The following is a 24,111-nucleotide window of genomic DNA, read 5'->3' as shown; positions in this document are numbered from 1 at the left end:
CGGTCAGTCGGTGGTGGCGGCGCCGGGAGCGGTGGCGCCGGACGTGGCGGTGGGGGCCCCGGCCGTGCCGGTGGGCGGGGCCCCCGTGGAGGCCGGGCCGCCTTGCGGGCGCGTGCCGCCGTCGGGTCCCGGACCGGCGTCCTGTCCGCCTCCGAAGGGCAGCAGCGAGGACGGGTTCACCGAGGTGCCGACACCCATGAAGGCCAGGCCGAGGACGGCCGCGTAGCCGAGGCAGGCCGCCCCGACGAGGAGGCCCAGCCGGCGCAGCAGCCGGGCCCGGCGTCCGGAACCGTCGACGAAGACGGGCCCTTGCGCGGGTCCGCTGCCACGCTTGCGACGGCGACCGCGGGGGGCGGCGCGGGAGGGGAGGGCAGGCTCGGTGTGCATTCCCCGGACGCTAGGGAGCTTTGCCCGGCGCGAGCTCGGACCGCGGTGTGGGATTCCGATGAAAGGCGCCGCAGCCTGTGCGCGTCCTGTGGGAGGGCGGGAGCACGGCCCCTTTCCTCAGGAAAGTCCCAGCAACGCGTGAGACGTTCACTCGTCCGACGACGAGAACGGGAGCGTGCCGCACATGAGGGCATACCGGAAGGCGGCGGCAGGGTGCGCCCTGCTGCTCGCCCTGGCCACCGCGGGCTGCGCCGGACAGGACGAGGGCGCGGGCGGCACGGACGACGGCGCCGGCACGGCACCCTCCGGGTCGTCCGCGCCGGTCACCGCCTACGCCCCCTACGTCAGCGCCACCACGGCCTCCGCGACCGACTCCGGCGGGTCCCCGGCGACGTACAACCTGGCGTTCGTCCTCTCCTCCGGTGACGACTGCGTCCCGCGCTGGAACGGGGTCCAGGACATCGACGACCCCGCCGTCGCCTCGCGCGTCGCGCGGCTGACGGAGTCCGGCGCCGACGTCCGCGTCTCCTTCGGCGGCGCCTCCGGGACGGAGCTGGCGGCGGCCTGCGACAGCGCCTCGGACCTGGCGGACGCCTACGGCGCGGCCCTGGACGCGGCCGGCGCCACGCGCGCGGACTTCGACATCGAGGGCGACGACCTGACCGACGCGGACTCCGTCGCCCTGCGCTCGGCGGCGATCGCGCTGCTCCAGGAGGAGCGGAGCGACCTGGAGGTCTCCTTCACCCTCCCGGTGATGCCCTCCGGCCTGGACACCGACGGCCTGGCCCTGCTGGCCTCCGCCAACGACCACGGCGCCCGGGTCTCCACGGTCAACCTCATGACCATGAACTACGGCGAGTCGTACGACGGTGACATGGGCGCGTACGCCCTCGCCTCGGCCCGGGCCGCGCACCCGCAGCTCCGCGAGGTCTTCGGCACCTCGGACGCGGGCGCCTGGCGCGGCATGGCGCTCACCTCGATGCTCGGCGTCAACGACGTCGCCGGCGAGACCTTCACCCTGGCGGACGCGGCGGAGGTGCGCGCCTTCGCCGAGGAGAAGGGCCTCGCGTGGGTGTCGGTGTGGGCCGCCTTCCGGGACCGGCGGTGCGGGGAGGAGGCGTCGGCCGCCGACGCGCTGACCACGTGCAGCGGGGTGGAGCAGGAGGACGGGGCGTTCGGGGCGGCGTTCGGCGCGTAGGACCGGCCGGAGGCGCCCCCGGATCCGCGCGCTCAGCGCCCCCGGTACACCAGGCGGCCGCCCACGACGGTGGCCACGCAGGTGGCCGCGCCGTCCCGCACGAGCGCGGCCCGGTCGGGCACGTCGAACACCGCGAAGCGGGCGGGCTTCCCGGGAGCGAGCCCGGGGAGCAGCACCAGCGGCTTCGGCGAGAGGGACGCGGGCCCGGGCAGGGTTGCCGGACGCCCCGCCAGGGCGAGCCCCGCGCCGCGCACCGCGTCCAGGACGGCGCGGCTCCGCAGCTCTCCGGCGACGGCTACCGTGCCGTGCGCCAGCATGCGCTGCACCCCTCGGCGCGCGCTGGCGCCCCGCGCGGACGGATCCGCGCCGAGGAGTGCGAGCGCGCGCTGCCCGAAGACCGGCTCGGTGCCCAGCCGGTCCGCCTCGCGCGGGTCGGGGTGGTAGGCCTGCTCCAGCAGTTCCGGACCGTACGGGTTGAGCAGGCCGGGCGTCAGGATGCCGGGCCACCGGCGCACCCGCGCCCGCGGGTGGCCGGCGGCCAGCGCCTCGTACGGGCCGACGGCGGCGAGCAGTGCGCCGTCGACGACGACGGCCGCCTCGGGCGAGGCTTCACAGACGTGGATCGTCAGCACGGCGGCCTCAGTTGGAGGCGAGCAGCTTCAGCTCGGGGTGGGCCGTGCCGCCCTCGATCGCCGTGGACGAGATGTGCGAGACGACGCGCTCGTCGACCGGGTCGTTCGCCGGGTCGTCGTGCACGACCAGGTGCTCGTACGTCGTGGCCCGCTGCGCGGGGACGCGGCCCGCCTTGCGGATCAGGTCGATGATCTCCAGCCGGTTGGAGCGGTGCTTGGCACCGGCCGACGACACGACGTTCTCCTCCAGCATGATCGAACCGAGGTCGTCGGCGCCGTAGTGCAGGGAGAGCTGGCCGACCTCCTTGCCGGTGGTCAGCCAGGAGCCCTGGATGTGGGCGACGTTGTCCATGAACAGCCGGGCGATGGCGATCATCCGCAGGTACTCGAAGAGCGTGGCCTGCGTACGGCCCTTCAGGTGGTTGTTCTCGGGCTGGTAGGTGTACGGGATGAAGGCGCGGAAGCCGCCGGTGCGGTCCTGCACGTCCCGGATCATCCGCAGGTGCTCGATGCGCTCGGCGTTGGTCTCGCCGGTCCCCATGAGCATGGTGGAGGTGGACTCCACGCCCAGGTTGTGCGCGATCTCCATGATCTCCAGCCAGCGCTCGCCGGACTCCTTCAGCGGCGCGATGGCCTTGCGCGGCCGCTCGGGCAGCAGCTCCGCGCCGGCCCCCGCGAAGGAGTCGAGCCCGGCGGCGTGGATGCGGGTGATGGCCTCCTCGACCGACACCTTCGAGATCCGCGCCATGTGCTCGACCTCGCTCGCCCCCAGGCTGTGGATGACGAGTTCGGGGAACTCCTTCTTGATGGCGGCGAAGTGCTTCTCGTAGTACTCGACGCCGTAGTCCGGGTGGTGGCCGCCCTGGAACATGATCTGGGTGCCGCCCAGCTCGATCGTCTCCGCGCAGCGGCGCAGGATGTCGTCGAGGTCGCGGGTCCAGCCCTTGGCGGTGTCCTTGGGCGCGGCGTAGAAGGCGCAGAACCTGCACGCCGTGACGCACACGTTCGTGTAGTTGATGTTCCGCTCGATGATGTACGTCGCGATGTGCTCGGTACCGGCGTACCTGCGCCTGCGTACGGCGTCGGCGGCGGCGCCCAGCGCGTGCAGCGGCGCGTCCCGGTAGAGGTCGAGCGCCTCTTCGGGGGTGATCCGCCCACCGGCGGCGGCGCGGTCGAGGATGGGCTGAAGGTCGGCCTTCTCGGTCACCGGCGTCCCTTTCGCAGAGTTCGTAAGGGTTGTGGACGGACGCGACCCAGCGTACGCCAGGCCTTTCACGCTTCCGCGCTCAGGCCGCACCGGCCCCGGCCAGGACGCCGAGGAACGCGCCCGCGAGCAGGAACGGCCCGAAGGGGATGGCGGTCTTGCGGCCGGCCCGCCGGGCGACGACGAGCGCCCCGCCGTAGAGCGCGCCGAGCAGGAACCCGGCGAGGGTGCCGAGCATGACCGCCGGCCAGCCGTACCAGCCGAGCGCGGCGCCGGCCGCGAGGGCCAGCTTCACGTCGCCGAAGCCCATGCCGGCCGGGTTGACGAGGAACAGCACGCCGTAGCCGGCGCCGAGCGCGAGGGCGCCCAGCAGGGCGGTGGTCCAGTGGCCGGCGTGCTCGGGCAGGAGCGCGGCGAGGCCGAGGAGGGCGAGGGCGGCGCCGGCGAGCGGCAGGGTGAGGGGGTCGGGCAGCCGCCGTACCCGCAGGTCGACCACGGCGAGCAGGACGGCGGCGGGCGCGAGCAGCAGCCAGACGGCCAGCTCGGGACGGGTCCCGGTGGCGGCGGCGAGGGCGGCGCAGACGAGGGCGGTGACGGTGGCCGGGGAGGTCGCCCGGGGACCGTAGGACGCCGCCCCCGCCGGGCACTGCCCGCACCGGGCGCGGCCGAGCCAGCCCGCGACCGGGTGCTCCCGCGGGCAGCGCTCGCGCCACGCCTCCCCCGCGGGGGCGGAGAAGCGGTAGGCCGCGCGGGGCAGGAGCGCGCCGGTCGCCGCGCCCCAGAGCGCGGCGACGAGGACGAGCAGCAGGTCGATGCTCATCCGGCGGCGGCGACGCCTTCGCGCCAGGTCGGCAGCAGTTCGTCGAGCAGCGCCTCGGTGCGCGGCGGCAGACCGCGCGCGCCGCTGCGCCCGACGAGGTCGGCGGCGAGGGCGTGCAGCCGGTCCGGGTCGCCCGTGGCGTGCGTGGCGCGCAGCAGCTCGTGCCACAGCCGCTCGTCGGCCGGGGCGGTGCGCAGGGCCGCGTTCAGTGCCTCGATCGCCTTCTCGGCGCGGTCCTTCTCCAGGTGGAACTCGCTGAGCGCCAGCCCGGTGTCCGCGACGAGCAGCGACAGTTGGGCGTCGACGATCTCGTGGGTGAGCCAGCGGTAGCGGCCCTCGGGCCGGTCGGCGAGCAGCGGCCCGCGCACCAGCACCAGCGCGTCGGTGAGGAGCCGGCCGCGCACCTGGCGGCTGCCGACACCCCGGCCCTGGGTGGCCTCGTAGTAGAGGGAGCGCAGCACGTCCAGGTCGGAGACGACGGACTGGGCGAGGGTGAGCCGCCCGGTGGCGTCGGTGCCGAGCCGCGGCGTGCCGTCGGGGTCGGTGCCCAGCCACGCCCGCAGGCGCTCCAGCAGCGCGTCGCGCACGTCCGGCGTGACTCCGCGCGGCCAGAGCGCGGAGGCCAGCACGCGCGGGTGGACGCCCTCGCGGTGCAGCAGGAGCAGGGCGAGCGCCTCGTGCAGCTGGGCGCTGCGCTCGCCGTCGGGCGCCTCCAGGCCGATGATCTCGTATGACCCGACGAGGCGGGCGTACACCGCCGGACGGCCCTGCTCGCTGATGTCGACCAGGAACGGCGGGGTGTTGGTGGGCCCGCCGGGGCCCCCGGGACCGTGCTCCGGGTCGGCGTCGGTGAACAGCTCGACGACGGCCCGCTGCTGGGCGGCCGGCAGCAACTGGGCCTCCAGTTCCAGGCCGAGGAGCGGCGCGAGCAGCCTGCCCTCGACGGTGATCTCCATCTCCCAGGCCGCGCCCGGCAGTTCCGCTCCCTCGGTGCCGACCAGGTAGCCGATGCCGAGGCGGCTCGCGTCGGCCGCCAGTTCGGCCAGGCGCAGGGCGTCCTCGTCGGACGGCTGGGCGGCGAGCAGCACGAGGTGCGGCGCCCAGCGCGTGTGCTGGGCGGGGCCGGTGCGGCCGGTGAGGACGGAGTCGTGCCCGGCCGCGCCCAGTGCGCCGCGGCGCTGCCGGGTCTCGGCGGACATGGTCTCGAAGAGGTCGTCGAAGCCGTCGAGGTGCCGGATCCGGTTGGGAGCGAGGGGCGTGAGGTCGTCGCCGAACCCGACGAGGGTGATGGTCATGCGGTCCGACCAGCCGTTGGTGGCCAGTTCGGCGGCGACCGACGCGAGGACGGCGGCCCGGTCGGCCTGCGTACCGCTGAGCGAGACCAGGCCGGGCACCGACTCCAGGTTGAGCAGCAGCCGGGAGTCGTCCATGGTGCCGAGACTGACGAGCCCGGGGTACGGCGCCGCGGTGTCGACGTCCTCGTACCGCTCGGCGTCGGCGCGGGCCAGCAGCCAGAAGGTCTCGTCCTGCCCGGCCTGCCAGGGCGCCGGCGGCTTCCCGGCGGGCTGCGCGAGCTGGAGGTGCAGGTCGCCGTTGCCGCCCATCCAGGCGGCGTAGACGACCGGCAGCGGCCGCGACTCGGCGGCGAGCGCGCCGGCCAGCCCGCGCAGGGACCGGTCCAGCAGGCGTACGCCCTCCGGGTCGGCGCCCACCAGCAGCGCGTCGTGCACGTCCAGGGCGTCGCCGCTCGGCGTGGGCGGCTCCATGCCGCGCCGTCCGCCGATGCCGCCGAGCGCCGACTGCCACAGCGCCTGCCGGCGCCGGCGGCCGAGGGCGCCGAGGAGGCCGGCGGCGAGGAGGGGAGCGGCGAGGAGGGACTCGGGAAGCCCGAAGGAGTCCCCGAACCGGCCGTCCTGCGCGCCCGGCCCGGCCTCGGCGGGGGTGGTGTGCTCCGGCCCGGCACTCGGGGCGGGCGCGGGCGCGGGTCGCTGCTCGGGAAGGGAGACGTGGGCGTCGCCGCCCCGGGCGCCGCCGCTCCCCTGCGCCTGGTCCCCGGTCCGCGCGTAGTCCTGGATCTGCTGCTGTACCTGCTCGGAGACCTTCGGTGCCTCGTCGGGCATCTCGACCAGCTCGCCACCGCGGGCGTCGCCGGGCATCTCCATGATCCACCCGGGCCGGATCAGGGAGGCCTCGGACAGCTTCGAACCGTCCGGCTGGACGCGGTCCTTGTTCAGCTCGAAGATCTCGTGGTACCGGCGCCCGTCGCCGAGGTGCCGGTCGGCGATCTCCCAGAGGGAGTCGTGGTGACGCCCCTCGGGCGGCTGGATGCGGTAGTACTTCGTGTCGCCGTGCGCGGCGGAGGCTCCGTCGGCGCGGGCCGCGGCCTGACCGGCCTGCTCGGCGAGGGCGCCGGCGGCACCGGCGGCCTGCTCCTGCTGCTGGGCGAAGAGCCCCGGCGTCTGCTGGGCGGCCGCCACGGACGGCTTCTGGTTCCCCTCCAGGCTGTGCCCGAGCTGCGAGAGCCCCGGCGTGAGGCTCGCCGCGGTGGCGCCGACGAGCAGCAGCGCGGCCACGAGCTGCCGGGCCAGCAGCTGACTGGGCCCGGCCCCCGGCACCCGCCCCGGCACCCCCACGCCGGACAGCGCGGCCTTGACCTCGACGAGCACGCAGGCGGCGAACTGCGCCCAGGCGAACCAGACGATGACGGTCAGGATGCTGAGGAAGGTGTCGACGGTGATCTCGCGCTGGAGCCAGTCGAGACCGGGTGCACCGTCGGGGAACGGCCACCCGACGGTCACGGCCAGCCCGAGGGGCACCCCGACGACCAGCCCCGCCAGCGCCACGAAGGCCAGGAACGCCTTGACGAAGTCCCCGAACGACCGCCGCCGCACCCGCACCGGCTGAGGCGTCCGGTTTCTCGGGGCCGGCGAACTTCCCGTCGAGCTTGACGAGCTGGGGGTGCGGCGTCGCGGCATGGCGGGTTTCCTGGGTCGTGTGTGAGCGTGGGCAGGGGTGGTAGGGGTGACCGGTGCGTCAGGTATGTGGGTGTGCTGAGCCTACAGAGATCTTATGGACTCGCACCGACAGCGTGGAGGGGGCGGACGGAGCGGTACCACCCCGACCGCCGGCCGGCCTCAGCGGTTCACCGACTGGATCTCCTGGACCGTCACGTCCTGCGTCGCGCCGAACGTGCCCTCCGGGAGGTTGCCGCCCTCGCCCGTGGTGCTGGTCCACGAGATCTTCCAGGTGAGGGTCGCCTGGAGGGGGTACGCACCGTCGGCGCCGGAGGCGCGCAGGTAGGTGACGCCGCAGGGCGGGGTGTCGTCGGCCCTTCCGGCCGCGTAGGGCTCACCGATGCTGCCGTCCCCGTTGATCTCGCAGTCGCCGGAGGCCGGGTACGTCTGGGCGTCGCCGGTACCCGGGTCGATGTGCAGGGAGACGGGCTCGGCGGTGGTGGTCGCGGAGAGCCCGGTACCGGGGAGGCCGGCGGTGACGGAGACCTTCTTGAACTTCGCCTTGTCCAGCCAGATCCAGGTCGGCAGGTTCACCTTGGTGGAGCCGGCCGGGGCCATGGTGATCTCGGTGCCGGGGACGGGCAACTCGTCGTAGGCGTATTCGGCGAGCACCTTGGGGGTGAGCGCCAAGGGCTCCTCGGGGACTTCGCCCTCGTCCACCCAGAAGGGCTGCTTGCTGCAGGAGTTGGCCGCGGGATCGTCCTTGCGGTTGGGGTTCTTCACCGCCGCCCAGAACATTCCCTCGCCCTCCTTGTCGAGGTTGTAGTCCTTGTAGGGCTCTCCGTCCTTGTAGTACGCATCCAGAGAGTCACCGACGAAGTCACCGACGCCGCCAAGGAACGGCAAGCCGTCAATACTCCGCCACAGCTTTACGGTGTTCTCGATCTCCTTGGGTGAGAAGGCGGGCTCGTACCAGCAGGCCGGCGGCGTCCAGTTGCTGTTGTCCGGCGTGAGTGTCCCCGTGCCGGTAGTCCGCGAACTGCCGTTCACGGTGGTCGTGACCTTGGTCTCCGCCCTGATGACGCCGTCCTGGGAGGACGCGCTGGAGCTGGCCTCCGTGCCACCTCCGGCGTCGCGGCCGCCACCTGCCACGGCCACGGACGGCACAGCGCTGATTCCCAGGGTGAGGACGGGGACCAGGAGCAGGCGCGTGGAGAAGGCAGCTCGCATCACATGCACCTCTTGGCCGCCTCGGTCGAGGACACACTCGTCGTCTGCCACACGCCTTGGGCGTTCTTCTCCAACCGGGTGTTGTAGAAGGTGTAGTCGCTGGGCGACGCCTCGACCGAACGGTCCACTTTGCCAGTCTTGCGATTCTTCGGGTAAGTGCCGGTCGCGTCCATGCAGTACGTGACGGTTGCCGATCCGTCCTTCGCGAATGTGACCTCACGGTCGTAGTAGCGGGTCTTGCCCGTGAAGCTGCGGTCATTGTCGTAGAACGACTTGATGTAGGTGGCGGCCGACATGAGGGCGTCGCCCTTCGAGTAGAACTCCAGCGCCGGATGCTTGTCCGCATCCACGACGATCGCCTCGTCGATCGAGTTGACGCGCCTCTCGTTGTCCGCCAGTACGACGTCCTTCTTCGCGTCGCCCGTGGAGCCGCCCTCGAAGACGTTCTCGACATCGGACGGCAGCGTGATCTTCGGCCGCTCGATGTCGTCCCCGCCGGCGGACGCCGTCGGGGACGCCGAGGACGAAGCCCCCGTGTCCGCGCCCGTGATCTTGTCCTTGCCGGAGTCCCCGGTGTCGGAGCCGCCGCAGCCGGACAGCATGAGGGCGACCGCGGCCGTCAGGGCGGCGGCCGCGGTGGTGGTGGTCGGGCGTGTGCGCATGGGAGTGGTACCTCCGTCGGTGGGGGGATGGGGCGCGGGGCGGGAGGGGAGGGAGGGCGTCGGGTCAGCCCACCTCGTTCTCCGCCACCGCCTGCCCGTGGACGACCACGTCGCCGCCGTAGAACATCCCCGTGAAGACCGGGGAGTAGGTCAGCTGGACCTCGACCTCGACCTGGGCGACGTCGGCCGTCACGCAGTGGGTCGCGGCGATGTCCTGGCCGGTCATGTCCATCTCCGCGGCGAAGGACTTGACCCGGGCGTCGCAGTTCTCGTAGTTGATGGGGGCGGGGCCGCCCACGTCGTCGTAGAGGGCCTCGCGGTCGATGTCCTGCGCGGCGTAGCGCGCGGCCTGTTCGGCGATGTCCGCGGCGCGTTCCCGCTTGGAGATGGACATGCCACCGTCGATGACGAAGGCCGAGAGGGAGAGGAAGACGAGGGCGAAGATGATCACCGCGCCGGCGCCCGAGCCGCGGTCGTCGAGGCGGGCGCGCCGGTCGGTGAGCCAGGTGCGTACGGGGGTCCTCACGCCGTCCTCCGGTAGGGGTCCAGCGGGGAGCTGAAACTCGCCGTCAGCGTCGTCGGGATGTTCAGGCCGATGGAGGCCAGACCCCGCACCTCGCAGCTCACCTCGACCGTGAAGAGGGTGTCGGGCTCGAAGCCCGCGCTCTTCTGGACGACGGAGACCGGGCCGGCGCAGACGTCCGACAGGTTGGACTCGGCCGCCTTCTTCGCCTCGGCGAGGGCCGTGCCGTGGTCCTTCTGGATGGAGCCCGCGCGGGCGGCGTCCCGGGCCGCTCCGTCGAGCGCGCCGCGGCCGTCCACGAGCTGGCCGAAGGCCACCAGGACGAGGATGAACAGGATCATCACCGGGGCCAGGATCACCACCTCGATGGTGGACAGGCCCTCGTCACCGGTGGTCGGACGGGAGTCGTCCATCTAGTTCTCCCCCTCCTGGACGAACCGCTCCACCGGCCCCATCGACTGGGCGTGCACCGTCAGGTCCAGGCCCGGGAAGACGGTGGGGATGCGGGCCGTGATCTCCACACCGACCGTGTCCTGCTCCGGCTGGAGCAGCTTCACGTCAGGGGAGAGGACCAGTTGGGGGCCCAGCTGGCGGATGTAGCTGTCGACCACGTCCTGGGCCTCGCCCCGCCAGCCTCCGGGCTGGTCGTGCGCCGTGGCGCGGGCCTTGCGCGCGCCCGCCTGGGCCGCCGCCTGCGCCACGTGGTCGGCGAAGAAGTACAGCCCGAACTGCACGGTCGCGAAGATCATGAAGAAGAGGACCGGCGTGAGCAGCACGAACTCGATCGCGGTCATGCCGGAGTCACCGCGCGCGGAGGCAGCCTCCACGCGTCGGCGCACCCAGCCACGTACGCGCACTGACACCCCGTATCCCCCTGCTTCCCGTACTGCCTGCCGCGGCGGAACCCGTGCCCGCGGTCAGCAGGTGCTGCCCGCGTCCGCACCCTTGATGCAGTCGCCGACCTTGTTGGCGCCCTCGCTGAGCGCGGCGTTGATGATGGCGGCCACCACGCCGACGATCGCGACGACGACCGCGGAGATGATGACCCACTCGACCGCGGACGCGCCGCGGTCCAGCTCGCCGGAGCGGGCGCGGTCCACGCGGGCCCGCAGGAAGGTGATCAGGAAGTCCACGGGCACGATGCCCGTGGTGCCGGTGCGGAGGTTCCGTCCGTTCATGGTGGCTTGTGTCCTCTCGTATCAGTTCTGTGGTCGAAGCGGCTCGGAGCTGCTGGGTCGAAGGGGGCGAAGGAGGCGTAGGCGGGGACGGAGCGTCACACCTGGAACACCCGCATCGCCGCCGGGTAGATGAGGAACACCAGGAACCCGGCGCACAGCAGGAGCTGGGCCACGAGCATCGACTGGGACTTCTCGCCCGCGCTGCCCTCGATCTCGGAGAGTTCGCGGTGGCGCATGGTCTCGGCGCGGGAGGCGAGGGACTCGCGGACCTTGGCGCCGTCGTCGGCCACCAGGGCCAGCGAGGCGGACAGGTCCTTGAGTTCCTCGACGCCGAGGTCCTCGCCGAGCTGGCCCAGCGCCTGCCACTGGCTGATGCCGGTGATGCGCGCGTCGGCCAGGGCGTTGCGGATGCGGTGGGTGGCCCAGCCGTCCGACACCTCCGCCGCCGCCATCAGCGCCTCCGGCAGACCGCGCCCGCCGGCCAGGCTCATGGAGACCAGGTCCAGGTAGGCGCCGATCACGCGGCGCAGGTCGCGGCGCTTCTCGGCCGCGTCCCGGCGCACCTCCAGGTCGGGGAGGAAGAAGAAGAGCGCCGCGCAGAGCAGCGCCAGCCAGACCGGGATGATCGGGCTGTCGCCGAAGCCCAGCGTCCAGACGATCGCGAACAGGAACGGCCCGAAGAACAGGCCGCCCGCCGCCAGCAGCGCCTTGGTCGCCAGGAACTTCTCCCAGCTGCGGTCCAGTACCGCCAGGTCCGCCCGCAGCGAGCGCTGCTCCCAGCCCTGCTGCATGTACAGCTCGGCGACGCGTGCGCCGACCTGGGCGCGCAGCGAACCGAGGCGGCCGGAGTCCTGGACCGTCCGGGCCGACTCGTACGCCGTCCCGCGGGCGCGCATCGCGTCGATCCGGGCGACCTGCTGGACCGGGCTGCGCCTGCTCGGCATCAGGGCGCGGACCAGGGCGTAGACGCCCAGGCCGATGACCGCGCCGACCAGGACCGGCATTGTCAGGTTCATCGTCGTACCCCCTCGTCCCCAGACGCCTGCGACGGCTGGGACGGTTGCGGCAGGCGCTGCGCGGGCTGGCCCTGGGCGCCCGTGCGCTCCGCGGTGCGGGGGCGCACGAACTGGACGTCGGAGCCGTCCCGGACCAGGAAGCGCTCCGGCGTCTCGATCGTCGACAGCTTGCGCAGCCACCAGAAGCCCAGCGCGAACAGCCCGCACACGCAGGCCAGGACGAGCTGGCCGACGGGTGAGCCGTACGGCTCGACGAAGTCCCGGTTGAAGATGGACAGGCCGAGGACGAACAGCACCGACACCGCGACGACGATCTGGACCGACCGGCGGGTCGAGGCGCGCTGCGCCATGACGCGCTGGCGCATGTCGACCTCCTCGCGCGCCGACTTGGCGAGCGCGCCGAGGACCTGTCGCAGGCCCGGGCCGCGCAGCCGCGCGTTGAGGATCAGCGCCGCGACGATGATGTCGGCGGACGCGTCGTCGATCTCGTCGGCGAGGTGCTGGAGCGCCTCGGGCAGCGGCGTGCGCGAGCGCAGCCGGTCGACGAGGGCGTCCAGGTGCGGGCGCAGGACGGGGGCGGCGGCACGGGCCGAGGCGGGGATGGCCTGCTCCAGGCCGACCGCGCCGGCGATGGTGTCGCGCAGCGACTCCGTCCAGGAGGCGAGGGCCTCCACGCGCTTCATGGCGGCCCGTTCCTCACCGGCGCCGCCGAAGAGGCGGTCCCAGAAGAAGACGAGGACGCCGGCCGCGATGCCCAGCACCGCCCAGCGGGTCAGGAGCAGCACGGCGAGGCCGACGATGGCGGCGAGGGAACCCCGTTGACCCGCCCAGCGGATCAGCTCGTTCGCCCGCTCGGCCGCCTGCCGCTTCTCGTGCTCGGGCTTGGCGGGCAGTCCGCGGACGGCGACGAGGAGGAGGGCGAGGCCGCCGCCGACGGCGACACCGCAGCCCAGCGCGTACAGGACGGTGGTGGAGAACAGGCCGCCCATCGAGCCGAGGGAGTCCAGTGCCGCGAGCGGCACACCGGCCGGGTGCGTGGTCATGTCCCTCACCCCCAGGTTCCGTTGGGCCGGTAGCCGTAGGCGATGAGTTCCTCCAGGCAGGCTATGGGGGCGTGCGGCACCACCCGGCCGTCGGGCGTCTCGGCGAAGACCTCGCTGGACAGCACGCGTCCGTCGACACCGTTGACCTCGCGGACCGAGGTGACCATGCGCTGGAGACGTCCGCCGCTCTGGAAGTCGTTGCGCCGCTGGACGAAGACGACGAAGTTGACGGCGCCCGCCACCAGCATCTGGCTGGCCTCGATGGGCAGCCGCTCGGTGGCCTGGAGGGCGTACGTCGAGATGCGGTTGAAGACCTCGTGCGAACTGTTGGCGTGGATCGTGGAGAGCGAGCCGTCGTTGCCCTGCGACATCGCGTTGAGCATGGTCACGATCTCGTCGCCGAGCACCTCGCCGACGATGACGCGGGAGGGGTTCATACGGAGGGAGCGGCGGACCAGCTCCGCCATGCTGATGGTGCCCTGCCCCTCGGAGTTGGGCAGCCGCTCCTCGAACGCCACCACGTTGGGGTGCAGGTCGGGGAAGGTGTCGAGCCCCAGCTCCAGCGCCCGCTCCACCGTGATGAGCCGCTCGTGCGGCGGGATCTCGTTGGCGAGGGCGCGCAGCAGCGTCGTCTTTCCGGCGTTCGTGGCGCCCGCGATCATGATGTTCTTGCGGGCCCGGACCGCGCAGGCCAGGAAGTGGCCCAGCTCGGGGGTGAGGGTGCCGTTGCCGACCAGGTCGGAGATGAAGACCTTGCCCATGCGGGCGCGGCGGATGGACAGCGCCGGGCGCCGCGCCACGTCCATGACCGCCGACAGACGCGAACCGTCCGGCAGCCTGAGGTCCAGCTGCGGGTTGGCGGAGTCGAAGGGGCGGGACGACAGACCCGAGTAGGCGCCGAGGATCTGGATCAGCTCGATCAGCTCCTCGTCGGTCTCGGCGACCGGCTCACCGCGCTCCTCGCGTCCGTCGGAGTAGCCGACGAAGACGTGGTCGCAGCCGTTGATGTCGATGTTCTCGACCTCGGGGTCGTCGAGGAGCGGCTGGAGCCGCCCGACGCCGAACAGGGCCGCGTGCACGGCGGCGGCGTACGCCTCCTCCGTCTCCGCGTCCAGCGGCGTACGCCCGGCGTTGATCTCGGCGCGGGCGTACTCCTCCAGGATCTGCGCGATGACGGCGCGCGCGTACTGCCGCTCGTCCTCGGTGGACATCGGCGTGACGCCGCTGACCTGGTCCTGGCGGCGCTGCTCGGCGATGCGGTCGCCGGCGTCCTGCCGGAACCGCTTGACCAGCGAGTGGTCGACAGCGGTCATCGGCCGGCCCCCGCGTGACCGGACAGGTCGGTGCCGGCGGGTCCGGCGGGCACGGACCAGGCCGCGCCGAACTGCTGGTACAGGTCGGAGGTGACCTTGCGGGCCGAGCGGATGAGCAGCGACTTCTCCAGCCGGCCACGCCTGCGGCCGGCCAGCTGGTCGGCGCCGGCCGGGTCGTCGGCGATGGTGCCGACCACGCGGGCGCCGGTCTGGGCGTGCACGAGCATGTCGTTGACCTGGCCGGAGAGCTTCGCCGCGTCGTTGGTGTCGGCGACGAGGACGACGCCGATCATCGGCATACCGAGGGTCGCGGCACCGCGCGGGCCGCCGTGCAGCTTGGCGGACAGGGCGGCGGCACGGTCGCGGACCCGGGCGATGGCCTCCGGTTCGGTACGGGAGACGAGGAGCACCAGCGCGGCGTGCGGGAACAGCTCGGTGGCCGGCGAGTCACCGCTGATGCGGCCGCAGTCGGCGATGACGTCCGCGGGGGCGTTCGGCGAGTCCGCGAGCGAGGCGAAGGCCCGGCCGAGGGTGGGCCACAGGCCCGCGAGACCGGCGGCCTGCTCGGAGATGCCGAGCCCGACGAGGACCTCGAGACCGCCGCTCAGCGGCTGCACGTGGTCCCAGAGCTGGTCGGGGACGAGGCCGCGCCGGGCGGTGGCCGCTATCGACAGCATGCCGGTGTTCGGGTTGAGCGGTCCGCCGTGCGCGGCTGCGGAGCGGTACACCAGGTCGCCGCCGGCCGGGTCGGTCTCGGCGAGCAGGACACGGCGCGGCCAGACCGCCGCGAGGGCGACGGCCGCGGTGGTGACGCCGGGGGAACCCTTGTCGGCGGCGAGGGCGATGAGGGCCATGGGATGCGGGTCGCCTTCTAGTTGCCGGGGATGAGGACGACGGCGACCTCGCCGGCGGAGGCGGCCTGCGCGACGGTGGCCGCGTCGCCGGCGTCCACGGTCAGCGTGACCGGCAGGGCGGTGCTGCTGATCGCGTCACTGTCGGACGACCCGGCGGACACGACGACCGCGCGCTCGACCAGCAGGGAGCTGTCGGCGCCGGACGAGCCGGAGGAGCCCGAGGAGCCGTTCTGCCCGCTGCCACCGGAGGAGGCCTTGCTGCCCACGCGGTAGACGGCCACGTTGTCGCCCGAGTCGAGGCCGGCCGGGTACTGCCCCTCCTTGAGGGAGACGCCGACCGTGGCCTTGCCCTGCTCCATGCCCGTCTTGTCGGCGAACATCTGGCCGACGACGACCGTGCCCTTGTAGATCGTGGACTTCGCCTGGAGCTTCATCAGACCCGCGCGCTGCTCCCACCGCACGAAGTCGGCGCCGGAGTCTTCGTTGACCATGACGGCCGTGATGTTCTTCTCGGTGAGGGACTCACCGGGTTTGACGTCGGCGGTGACCTGGACCGCCTCGATCCGGTCCCCGGCACGCAGAACCAGCATCGTGGCGCCCAGCGAACCCACCAGGATCAGCAGCACCGCCAGCGCCGCCAGCGCCGGTTTGCGCTCGCGAGGGGGGCTGGGAAGCCGGTCACCGACCGACGGCTGAGCCGGAGCCGCGGAACGTCCCGCGCCCGCCCCCGTACGCTCCTGGATCTTCACGCAACCGCTCCCCGTACACCCAAGATTCGTCTCCGCGCACTACTCGGCGCACGGAATCATCTGAATCGCCTGCATTCTCGGACACTTCACCCGCGCCGCCCGGTCGGTGACGTCCAGGGACATCCCCTGACGCACCCGTCCGACCTGGGCGAATATCCAGCGCTGGGGCGAGTGTCAAGCCATGGCACCGTATCAGCAGCACATAAGCCCCTCAAGGCACGGCCACCTCGCCGGACCGCTCCCCACCCGGCGTTACCCGTCCGCAACTTCGCAGGGCCGCAACCCCGTTGAGCACCGCTCCGCGTACGACCAGTCCGACTGTGCGCGTGCGAATTCAGGAACGGGTCCCGGGAGCCTTCCGGGCGTGCGGTCCGTCACGGTGCCGCCATCATGCCTGCACGAATCACTCACGAGGGAACGGATCGACCGTGCCAAGATCTTCGCTCGGACCAGTGACACCCCCCACGCAGGAGCCGCCCGCATGAATCGCGCCACTTCGGCCGCGCTCGCCACCCTGACCCTGCTCGCGGTCGCCGCGCTCACCGCCTGCGCCGGCACCGGGGACGACGCCGCCTCCGGCACGGACCCGGCGACGAAGGCGCCCTCGACGAAGGCACCCACTGCGGCGGAGCGCCTGGCCCGGACTATGGTCACGACGTCCGACGTGAAGGGGCTCAGGGTGGCGGAGCCCGACGACGAGTTCCGCTTCGCCCGGACCCCGGACGAGGTGACGCTCGACCAGTCCGTCTGCGCACCGCTGGCCCTCGCCATGAACCAACTGCCGCTCGGCGACCCCGAGGCGGACCTCACCCGGGTGGTCTCGGGACAGCGGGACACCGGGTCGCCGGGCACCGAGACGGTGAACGGCATCGGCTTCACGTACATCACCCTCACCACCTACCGGGCCGGGGGCGCACAGTCCGCCTTCGCCGGCGTACGCAAGGCCGTTCAGTCGTGCGGCGCCGGCTTCACGGCCGAGGCGAACGGGGCGAAGACCCCCTACGACTCCGTCACCGCGGAGCAGGTCACGCCCGCCGGCGACGAGTCGCTCGGCTTCAGGGCCACGATGACCTCGCTGGGTGTCCCGCACGTCCTGCACACGGAGGTCGTCCGCGGCGGCGACGTCCTCGCCGTCCACTTCTCGGTCGACGGCCTGGCGATCGCCAACCGCAGTCCGAGCGACGCGAAGCTCTCACCCACGGTGGTGACCGCACAGAACCGCAAGCTGGGGTGAGGCGCGCGGAGCACCTGCCGGCCCGGGCCGGGGTGACGGACGCCGGTCCACCTCCCGGCCCGGGCCGGGGTGACGCGCGCCGACCCCTTTCCCGGTCCGGGCCGGGAACGCGTACGGCGGCCTCCGGCCTCGGACGATTCGCTCTGGCGAAACCACGAACCCCACCGATAGCGTCTGTTCTCTTGACTGAACCTTTGTCTCACGGGGAGCCCACAGTGAAGCGCCGCTCTTTGCCCGTTGCCGCCGCACTCACCGCGACGGCAGCCCTGCTGTTGACGGCCTGCGGAGGAGGGGACGACGACTCGGGCGGGAACGACAAGATCAACGGTGCGGACCTGAACTCGGCTCAGCCGACGAAGTCGCCCAGCCCGTCGGGCGCCCCGGCCGCGGACAAGCCGGACGGCGTGGACGTCTCCCTGCCCAAGGACATGAACCTTGTCTTCGACTGGGAGCAGCCGAAGAACAAGAACGAGGCCGCGGCGATGGAAGATGCCGCGAACTATCTCCGAGCCATCTACCGGGGGGTGCATAAGCGTACGGCCCAGGACGCGGCCCTGAGTGCCTACGCCACGGGCGGGGGCCTTCAGTACGCAGAGACGCAGATCAACGAGTGGATCAAGGGCGGCTGGACCGGTTCGGGCACTCGACGTCACTACGACGCCACCACGCGGTCCACCCCTAACGGGAAGTCCGTGGAGGTCGCTTTCTGCGCGGACACCGGAAAGTTCTTCGGGAAAGAGGTCGAGACCGGCAAGGTCCTCAAGACGTCACCGAGCCTCAAGGATTTCAACTACTACAAGATCATCATGGTCAAGTACCCGACCAGTGAGAGCTTGTGGCAGGCATCTCAGGTGTTCGTCGAGACGGAGGCCGAGAAGTGCCAGTGAATGAAGCTCGACGGGGGTTGTTGACCAGCGGCTCCACCGCCCTCGCTCTGGCCTCTGCCGCCGTCTTCCTTGCCGCTTCCACCGCCGCCGCCGAACCAGTGGACACCGGCAAGGGCGGAGGCTCGGAACAGACGGCCGGCAGCGACAACACCGGCATCTACGCCGCCGCCCGCATCCAGTACTCAGGATCCGTCGCCAAGGGCGGCGGCAAGGGCAACGTGACATCCACGGACGTCGACTGGACGCCTCCGCCCTGCTGGTACGCCCCCTACCTCGGCGCCAAGGACTTCAAGAAGAAGATGTCCGCAGACCTCGAGAAGGCAGCGAGCGCTCCCGGTATGACCGGACACGCGGGCGCGGCGATCGGCCAGACGAAGAGTCACTACGAGGACGAGTTCGGCTGGACCGACACCCCCGGCTACAAGGACTACAACGTCGAGAAGGACGGCGAGGGCATGTTCTGGGCCGGCGTAGAGAACCCCGATGAACCGGACATCCTCAAGCGCAGTGCCTGCACTGACCTCCCCTTCTGGGTGGAGAACGGCGAGGCCCCGCCGCCCCAGCACGAGGAAGCCATCACGCCGGAGATCCTCGCCGCCCTCGCCTACCAGCACATGCAGCTGCCGGACACCAAGATCAGCCTCGCTCCCGAGCAGGCCACGAAGGTGAATTTGCCGACCTGGGCGTGGCTCGACAAGGCCGTCTTCGACGAGGTCCAGGCCACCGCCTCGATCACCGCTCCCGGCTTCGACCTCACGGCCACGACGACCGCCAGGCCGGTGTCCCTGAAGCTGGAACCGGGCACACCCGACGCCGAGACCTACCCCGCCTCCGGCGAATGCACGATCAACGCCGACGACTCCATCGGAGAGCCGTACGCCAAGGGCAAGGCCGACCAGACCCCGCCCTGCGGAATCAAGTACCTGCGCTCCTCCGGCGACGGGACCTACAACCTCCAGGCCACCATCACCTGGGACATCGCGTGGACCGGCTCCGGGGGCGCGGGCGGCGACCTGCCCGACGGGACCTTCGGGAACGCCCAGGCGGTCACGGTCCAGGAGATCCAGTCCGTCAACCGGTAAGCACGGTAGTAGTGGCCAGGCAGGAAGACGCGCCCAGGAGCTTCGGCAGCACCCGTCTCAAGGATTTGGCCTGGGTGGGCACCTTGCCGCCCCATGCCCCGTAGCGGCTGGTGGGTAGCCTGACCGCCAGCGGAGGCTGGTACGACCTGAGGGAGTAGCCATGAAAGGTACTGACGGTTCCGGAACGGGCGCGACGCACGCCGCGTTCGGCCGGTCGGTGGTGTACCGGGAAAGGTTGCCGAAGCGCTGGTCTATCACCACCTCGGCGATCCTGGTCGCCTGGGTTGCCTACCAGGGCAGTGTCCTACTGCCCCAGGACCGCACGGTCTGGTTCGTCATTCTCGGTTTTTCGACTGTTCTGGCGATCGTGTTCAACGCTGTACCGATCTCCAAGCGTATCTACCAGCGAATTACTTTGCTGGACGGGCGGTTGACGGTGGGCAGGGAGAGGATCACGGTGGATTCACTGACGATCGATTCCATTCGAGAGGCCACTGAGCAGCCGACTGACGCGGAGTTCGTCGCATCGCTGTCTGCCCGGTCGAGCGAGGAACTCACCGAGTTGCGGCGCAAGAGCCGTACGACCAAGCCGCCGCGGCTCATGGGTGGCGGATGGTCGGTACCTATGGGCATGGACCAGATCGTCGTCGAGACGGTGCAGGGCGAATCGCTGCTGATCGCCACCCACGACCGCAGGGCGTTGCTGGATGCACTAACGCGAGCCCGGCAGATTTAAGGGCATCTGCTTTCCAAGTCCCGCCTCGGCCCCGATACGGTATCCGCACGTCTGTGCTATCCCCACGGAGGACGAGCCGACTCTCATGACCAGAAGGAGCTTCGTGGCAGGCAAACCGGACAGAGTGGTGAACCCACAGGACCTGGAACAGCTCGCCAAGTTGTTCGACGGGCGGGGCGGGCTGGAGGACAGGTTCGGTGAGGCACTCACACGGGCATCGACCCTCGGGGTGTCGGACAAACTGAGCCCGATTCAGCCCATGCGGTCCTGGATAGCGGATACCGCGCCGAACTTGCGCAAGAAGGCCGCTTATGCCCGCCTTGAGAACGGCGATCCACTGGCCGGCCTGCTGCTCGCCGGATTCACCCCTGAGCAGCTCAAGAACAAAGACCTTCCTCCAGACATCCTGCTGGTCGCCAACGCCACCGCGTCGAACAAAGAACTCGACGACGGCTGGCTGAAGAAGAAAGACGGTGAGACTCTCGACGACTGGCTCGTCAGGGTTCAGGGCGATGCCGTCACGCAGCTCACCGGAAATGAGGATCTGGGAAAGGCAGTCGCGTCCTACGTGGAAGGGGCAGCGAACCTCTCCGCCTTCTTCACCGCATCGACGACAGCGATCTTTGGCGGGAAATCCCTGATCTCTTATTTCAAACAGTCCAAGGTGCTGAATGCGCCGGGCACGTTTACTTCTCGCTTGATCAACGATCACTGGAGCAAATTGTCCAGGGTTCCCAAAGTGGGAAGTTGGTTGACCCGGGTACCGACGAGTGCAATCGCTGGCTCGGACGAGGCGGCGATGCTCGCCGGGTACATGCGCAAAGGTGCGTTCTACCTGCCCACCGCCACCGAGTCAAACCTGCTCAATGTTGCCCAACGCGGCGGACTCGCCAACGCAGCGAAGGCTGCGGGCTGGATGCGCGGTGCAGGCATCGTCGGTTCGGTCGGCGCCACCGCATGGGGCGTTGCCAACCTGGCGACCATGGATCACGGCAAGGCGTGGGAAGAGGACAAGGCCAAGTACCTCTCGAACTGGTCGGGAACAGCCTTCAACGCCTCAATGACCATGGCCATGGTCGCTCCGACCCCCCTCACCGTCGGTCTGGCCGTCGGCACCGGACTCGTCTACGCCGGGACTCTGGTCTGGGACAACTGGGACGCGATCAGCGAAGGCGCCGAGGAAGCTGCGGATTGGGTGGGGGACAAGGCAGAAAAGGCCGGCGATGCCATTGCCGACGGTGCCAAGAAACTGGGCAGCGCCCTCAATCCGTTCGACTGACGGCGGACCGCGACACATCCGCGCCGAGCAGCACGAGGGGAAGTAAGCATGCAGCGGAACACGTACACGCTCGATCACTGGGAGGACCGTTCGGGTCACCGGCTGACCTGGAAGTTCGGGTATCGGGGTACGGCGGGAGAGTTCGGGAAGATCGAGGTGGTCTACCCGGCGAGACGACACGGGGACCGTCACGTGACGGAGGTCAGGGGAGACGCTGTTCCCACGACGTCGTTCGACGGGTGGGCGTACGGGCGCAAGCCCTCGCTCTTCAACGGACGGCTCAGCGTCGGCCGCGACGGCATCCGTCTCAAACGGAACCGCTGGGCTCAGACCAGAGCCGGGCGGGCCCTTCGGATGCGGGTTGCCGGTCGGGACTACCACTATCTCGCCACCACCGCCCGGCACCGCGACCGCACCCTGGTCCGGGATGGGGTGGAGATCCGATCCAGCCGACAGGGCAAGGGCGTGAGGAAGAAGGCCGTCTTCACCGTCCATGGTCCAGCCGACGCCACCGATCTCGCTCTCGCCGCTGTCATGTGCGGCGTCAACACCCGTAATCTCACCCGAGGCGGAGCGGTACGAGCATTTTTCAGCAGGTCACTGGGCTGGCTGGAGATTTTCCAGTAATGCCTCCGGCCTGCCCGAGGCTTCACCTCATTCCCGCCGCCTACGAAAGCGATGCGCCATGCCCTCGTATGACAGCAGCCGGGGCCGGTTCCGGCTCGCCGAAAGCCACCTTGCCGTTCTCCGTCACCTAACCGACGGAACTCCGGTGCCCTCAGAGTTGCTTGAGGCCGACCGCGCTCTGCGCGAGGCCGGACTGACGGACGAGGACGGGAACCCCGACTTCTCGCTGGGCCCGCTGCTCGACACGCTGCGCGCACCTGCCGTAATCCTCCATGTGGAAGCACTCGCGGCGAACGGCACCCTTCACCACGGCGTGACCATCGGCGACGGCTACGCGTACTCCCATGAGTCTTGGCCGGGCTCCTCGGAGTCGGAGTACGTCCGGCTGGAGCCGAACATGCTCGTATGGGCACTGGCACGGATGGTCAACCTCCAGGGGGACGAGGCCACGGAGGTTGCCACCCCGGTGGTGGAGACCACCATGGCCGTGCTCGACGCAGGGCTGGGCACTCTGGAAAGCCTTCCAGGCCTGTCTGCCGAAGAGGGGATCGGCCGCATCGCGGAGGCCCTGAGGAGCGCCGGGCTCACGGGTCAGCCACAGCTCGGTACGCTCGCCGCACTGATGGCCGGGATGCGTAGCAGTTGGCGGATGACCGCCGCTTGGCGAGGGCTCGACGGAGGGGCTCCCGCCCCGCAGGTGCGCGGCTTCGCCGTGTGGGACTGCGGGCCGCTCGGCTACTGGCACCGTGAACTGCCGGCCGAGCCGATCTTGCCCGGCCAGGTCGAGGACGGCACGACGCTCAGGCTTGCCCGGGTAGAGCCCAAGAAGGTCTGGCGGATGATCACCGACTTGCTTCCGGCCGCCGAAGAGTTCGCAGTGAGGCCAGAACCGAGTTGAGTCGGTAGCCGTGCGCGCCCCCAGCCCGTCCTGGAGCGGCTGGGGAGCGGCATCACGCGCCCGTCAGGTGGCCTATTCCGCCCGGTCCGAGAAGTGCTGCATCAGGGCGAACGGGGAGGACAGCGCGGCGCCGCCGAGGGTGAGGACGTCGGTGTCCACCTGCTCCAGCACGATGGCGATGGCCAGGTCCACGGCGTCGGCCGGTCCGGCGGCGGTGCCCGCGGTGCCGGTTCCGGCCGACGGGACGAACCGGCCGGGCTGCATCGAGACCCGGACGCCCTCCCTCTCAAGGATCTTCGCCTTGCCCAGGCCCTCCAAGGAGTAGACGTATTCCCGGCCGTCGTACGCGATGCGCAGTGCCCGATCCTCCTTGCGCAGGGCCCGGGGGTTGAAGCGGAGCTCGGCGGGGCCGCCGTCCAGGGTGAGTTCGGCCTTGAAGAGGGAAGGCATCCCCGACCTGCGCTTGCCGCGGAAGACCGTCTCCGGGAAGGCGGGGCCGGTCAGCCGGACGGTGTCCATGCCCTTCGCCTGCGGCCGGTGCAACGGGCAGCGCTCCACCACCACGGCTCCGAAGCGGCCCACGTCTCCCCTGAGGCCGGTCGTGGGCAACGCCTTCTTGGGCCGGTCGGTGCACGGCGCCAGCTCGAACGTCAGGGGTTCGCTACTCGTCTCCATGGCGGCGGGGGCTCGTTTCTTACGTGGGGTTACGTGGGGTTACGTGGGGTTACGTGGCGTTTCGTAGGGGCTAGTCGAACGGGTTGAGGGCGCTGCCCAGCTTCTTGGCGCCGTCGGCGATGTCGCCTCCGATGTCGCTCGCCTTGTCGCCCACCCAGTCGGCGGCCTTGTCGGCGCCTTCCGTGATGTCGTCCCAGTGCTCGACGACCTTCAGTCCTCCGTAGACGATGCCGGTGCCCACGGCGAGGCCGATGGTGAGGGGGGTGGGGGCGACCATCGCGGCGGTCAGGGAGGCGTTGAACCCGACCTCCGCGTAGTTGGCCAGGTAACCGGCCTTGCTCTTCTCCCACTCCTTCCCGTGGTCCATGGTGGCGATGTTGGCCACGGAGAACGCCGTCGCCCCCGCCGATCCGACGATTCCGGCCCCTCGCCACAGTCCCGCGGTCTTCGCCGCCGCGCCGAACCCTCCCGCCTTGCCCACGGTGATGAGGCTGGCCTGTCCCGCGCGGGTGACGGCCTGCCCGGAGTGGGTCAGCCCGCCGTACATGCGGGCCAGGTCGTCCGACCCGGCGAAGAAGTTGATGGCCTGGTTGGGAGTGACGCCCAGCAGCTTGGCGTTCATGAAGCCGCGTCGGCGCAGCATGTCCCATCCGCCGCCCCAGCGGTCGCCGAGGAAGCCCGAGCTCAGGGGGACGTTGGCGACCCGCTGGTACGTCGGGCTCCGGGAGGCCATGTTGCCGAGCTGGCCGGGGAACCAGCTGCCCGGGGCGGACAGTGACCGGATCGGCGGGTTGTAGTTGCCCAGCTTGGTGCCCGCCCAGTTCAGGACGGGGTTGCTGCCGGGCGCCGTCCACCGGGCGGCGAGAGCGTCCTTCATCGGCCCGAGCTTGCCGGTCTTGACCGCGTTGCCCAGCAGGACCTTGGTCCCCG

General features: G+C 71.1%; 25 protein-coding genes and 1 pseudogene. 8 read left to right on the top strand and 18 right to left on the bottom strand.

All coding sequences use genetic code 11. The features are described 5' to 3' along the window. Positions 1 to 3 precede the first annotated feature (3 nt). A complete protein-coding gene (locus AC07FV_RS32410) occupies positions 4 to 387 on the bottom strand; it encodes a hypothetical protein (RefSeq protein ID WP_479091181.1) in 384 nt (127 codons plus the stop codon). Positions 388 to 571: 184 nt separating this feature from the next. Between AC07FV_RS32410 and AC07FV_RS32405 the strand changes: the two genes are divergently transcribed. Further along, positions 572 to 1,585 carry a chitinase gene (locus AC07FV_RS32405; RefSeq protein WP_479091180.1) on the top strand — a complete coding sequence of 338 codons (1,014 nt, stop codon included), beginning with the start codon at positions 572 to 574 and terminating at the stop codon, positions 1,583 to 1,585. A 32-nt stretch (positions 1,586 to 1,617) separates the two neighbouring features. On the opposite strand, the gene AC07FV_RS32400 is transcribed toward AC07FV_RS32405, so the two are convergent. The 15 genes from AC07FV_RS32400 to AC07FV_RS32330 all read right to left on the bottom strand — a co-directional run bounded on the left by AC07FV_RS32400 (position 1,618) and on the right by AC07FV_RS32330 (position 15,763). Then, complete coding sequence (locus AC07FV_RS32400; RefSeq protein ID WP_479091178.1) at positions 1,618 to 2,217, bottom strand: hypothetical protein; 600 nt, start codon at positions 2,215 to 2,217, stop codon at positions 1,618 to 1,620. A 7-nt stretch (positions 2,218 to 2,224) separates the two neighbouring features. Further along, positions 2,225 to 3,424: a cyclic dehypoxanthinyl futalosine synthase gene (gene mqnC / locus AC07FV_RS32395; protein ID WP_383646955.1), complete on the bottom strand. Its 1,200-nt coding sequence runs from the start codon at positions 3,422 to 3,424 to the stop codon at positions 2,225 to 2,227. Between the two features lie 79 nt (positions 3,425 to 3,503). Continuing rightward, positions 3,504 to 4,241, bottom strand: coding sequence for a prepilin peptidase (locus AC07FV_RS32390; protein ID WP_479091176.1), 738 nt, complete (start codon positions 4,239 to 4,241; stop codon positions 3,504 to 3,506). After that, entirely contained in the window at positions 4,238 to 7,216 is a 2,979-nt protein-coding gene (locus tag AC07FV_RS32385; protein ID WP_479091174.1) for a BTAD domain-containing putative transcriptional regulator, read from the bottom strand. Before AC07FV_RS32385 ends, AC07FV_RS32390 begins: the two co-directional genes overlap by 4 nt. Positions 7,217 to 7,375: 159 nt before the next feature. After that, complete coding sequence (locus AC07FV_RS32380) at positions 7,376 to 8,425, bottom strand: hypothetical protein (RefSeq protein WP_479091172.1); 1,050 nt, start codon at positions 8,423 to 8,425, stop codon at positions 7,376 to 7,378. Further along, complete coding sequence (locus tag AC07FV_RS32375; RefSeq protein ID WP_479091170.1) at positions 8,425 to 9,087, bottom strand: hypothetical protein; 663 nt, start codon at positions 9,085 to 9,087, stop codon at positions 8,425 to 8,427. The genes AC07FV_RS32380 and AC07FV_RS32375 overlap by 1 nt, the downstream gene beginning before the upstream one ends. A 64-nt stretch (positions 9,088 to 9,151) precedes the next feature. Beyond that, positions 9,152 to 9,613 carry a TadE/TadG family type IV pilus assembly protein gene (locus AC07FV_RS32370; protein WP_479091168.1) on the bottom strand — a complete coding sequence of 154 codons (462 nt, stop codon included), beginning with the start codon at positions 9,611 to 9,613 and terminating at the stop codon, positions 9,152 to 9,154. After that, entirely contained in the window at positions 9,610 to 10,023 is a 414-nt protein-coding gene (locus AC07FV_RS32365; RefSeq protein WP_383646944.1) for a TadE/TadG family type IV pilus assembly protein, read from the bottom strand. Before AC07FV_RS32365 ends, AC07FV_RS32370 begins: the two co-directional genes overlap by 4 nt. Further along, a complete protein-coding gene (locus tag AC07FV_RS32360) occupies positions 10,024 to 10,473 on the bottom strand; it encodes a TadE family protein (RefSeq protein WP_063482782.1) in 450 nt (149 codons plus the stop codon). Positions 10,474 to 10,527: 54 nt separating this feature from the next. Then, positions 10,528 to 10,788, bottom strand: coding sequence for a hypothetical protein (locus AC07FV_RS32355; protein ID WP_043381290.1), 261 nt, complete (start codon positions 10,786 to 10,788; stop codon positions 10,528 to 10,530). 95 nt (positions 10,789 to 10,883) lie between these two features. Continuing rightward, positions 10,884 to 11,804, bottom strand: coding sequence for a type II secretion system F family protein (locus AC07FV_RS32350; protein WP_383646941.1), 921 nt, complete (start codon positions 11,802 to 11,804; stop codon positions 10,884 to 10,886). Beyond that, positions 11,801 to 12,847 (bottom strand): type II secretion system F family protein, encoded by a 1,047-nt coding sequence (locus AC07FV_RS32345; RefSeq protein WP_479091166.1) that lies wholly within the window; start codon positions 12,845 to 12,847, stop codon positions 11,801 to 11,803. Before AC07FV_RS32345 ends, AC07FV_RS32350 begins: the two co-directional genes overlap by 4 nt. 5 nt (positions 12,848 to 12,852) lie before the next feature. Next, entirely contained in the window at positions 12,853 to 14,160 is a 1,308-nt protein-coding gene (locus AC07FV_RS32340; RefSeq protein WP_383646938.1) for a TadA family conjugal transfer-associated ATPase, read from the bottom strand. Further along, positions 14,157 to 15,014, bottom strand: coding sequence for a hypothetical protein (locus AC07FV_RS32335; RefSeq protein WP_383646936.1), 858 nt, complete (start codon positions 15,012 to 15,014; stop codon positions 14,157 to 14,159). Before AC07FV_RS32335 ends, AC07FV_RS32340 begins: the two co-directional genes overlap by 4 nt. Before the next feature lie 17 nt (positions 15,015 to 15,031). Further along, entirely contained in the window at positions 15,032 to 15,763 is a 732-nt protein-coding gene (locus tag AC07FV_RS32330) for a hypothetical protein (protein WP_479091165.1), read from the bottom strand. A 481-nt stretch (positions 15,764 to 16,244) separates the two neighbouring features. Between AC07FV_RS32330 and AC07FV_RS32325 the strand changes: the two genes are divergently transcribed. The 7 genes from AC07FV_RS32325 (at position 16,245) to AC07FV_RS32295 (ending at position 22,506) form a co-directional block, all read left to right on the top strand. Next, the gene (locus AC07FV_RS32325) at positions 16,245 to 16,997 is read left to right on the top strand and encodes a hypothetical protein (protein ID WP_479091163.1); all 753 of its coding nucleotides are present in this window, start codon (positions 16,245 to 16,247) and stop codon (positions 16,995 to 16,997) included. Between the two features lie 215 nt (positions 16,998 to 17,212). Beyond that, on the top strand, positions 17,213 to 17,884 hold the full coding sequence (locus tag AC07FV_RS32320; protein WP_479091161.1) for a hypothetical protein: 672 nt from the start codon (positions 17,213 to 17,215) through the stop codon (positions 17,882 to 17,884). Then, positions 17,881 to 18,966: a hypothetical protein gene (locus AC07FV_RS32315; RefSeq protein ID WP_479091160.1), complete on the top strand. Its 1,086-nt coding sequence runs from the start codon at positions 17,881 to 17,883 to the stop codon at positions 18,964 to 18,966. The genes AC07FV_RS32320 and AC07FV_RS32315 overlap by 4 nt, the downstream gene beginning before the upstream one ends. A gap of 160 nt (positions 18,967 to 19,126) precedes the next feature. Continuing rightward, the gene (locus AC07FV_RS32310) at positions 19,127 to 19,702 is read left to right on the top strand and encodes a hypothetical protein (RefSeq protein WP_479091159.1); all 576 of its coding nucleotides are present in this window, start codon (positions 19,127 to 19,129) and stop codon (positions 19,700 to 19,702) included. Between the two features lie 103 nt (positions 19,703 to 19,805). After that, entirely contained in the window at positions 19,806 to 20,981 is a 1,176-nt protein-coding gene (locus AC07FV_RS32305; protein ID WP_479091158.1) for a hypothetical protein, read from the top strand. A 48-nt stretch (positions 20,982 to 21,029) separates the two neighbouring features. Continuing rightward, positions 21,030 to 21,608, top strand: coding sequence for a hypothetical protein (locus AC07FV_RS32300; RefSeq protein ID WP_479091157.1), 579 nt, complete (start codon positions 21,030 to 21,032; stop codon positions 21,606 to 21,608). A 58-nt stretch (positions 21,609 to 21,666) separates the two neighbouring features. Further along, entirely contained in the window at positions 21,667 to 22,506 is an 840-nt protein-coding gene (locus AC07FV_RS32295; protein ID WP_479091155.1) for a hypothetical protein, read from the top strand. Positions 22,507 to 22,578: 72 nt separating this feature from the next. On the opposite strand, the gene AC07FV_RS32290 is transcribed toward AC07FV_RS32295, so the two are convergent. Together AC07FV_RS32290 and AC07FV_RS32285 are read right to left on the bottom strand one after the other, a co-directional pair. Further along, positions 22,579 to 23,181, bottom strand: a complete 603-nt coding sequence (locus AC07FV_RS32290; RefSeq protein ID WP_479091154.1) for a hypothetical protein — start codon at positions 23,179 to 23,181, stop codon at positions 22,579 to 22,581. A 70-nt stretch (positions 23,182 to 23,251) separates the two neighbouring features. Next, positions 23,252 to 24,111, bottom strand: a pseudogene (locus tag AC07FV_RS32285) (PE-PGRS family protein); the annotation flags it as partial.

The organism is Streptomyces sp. NPDC045956 (genome assembly GCF_056430705.1).
This window is presented reverse-complemented; position numbering and strand designations above follow the sequence as displayed.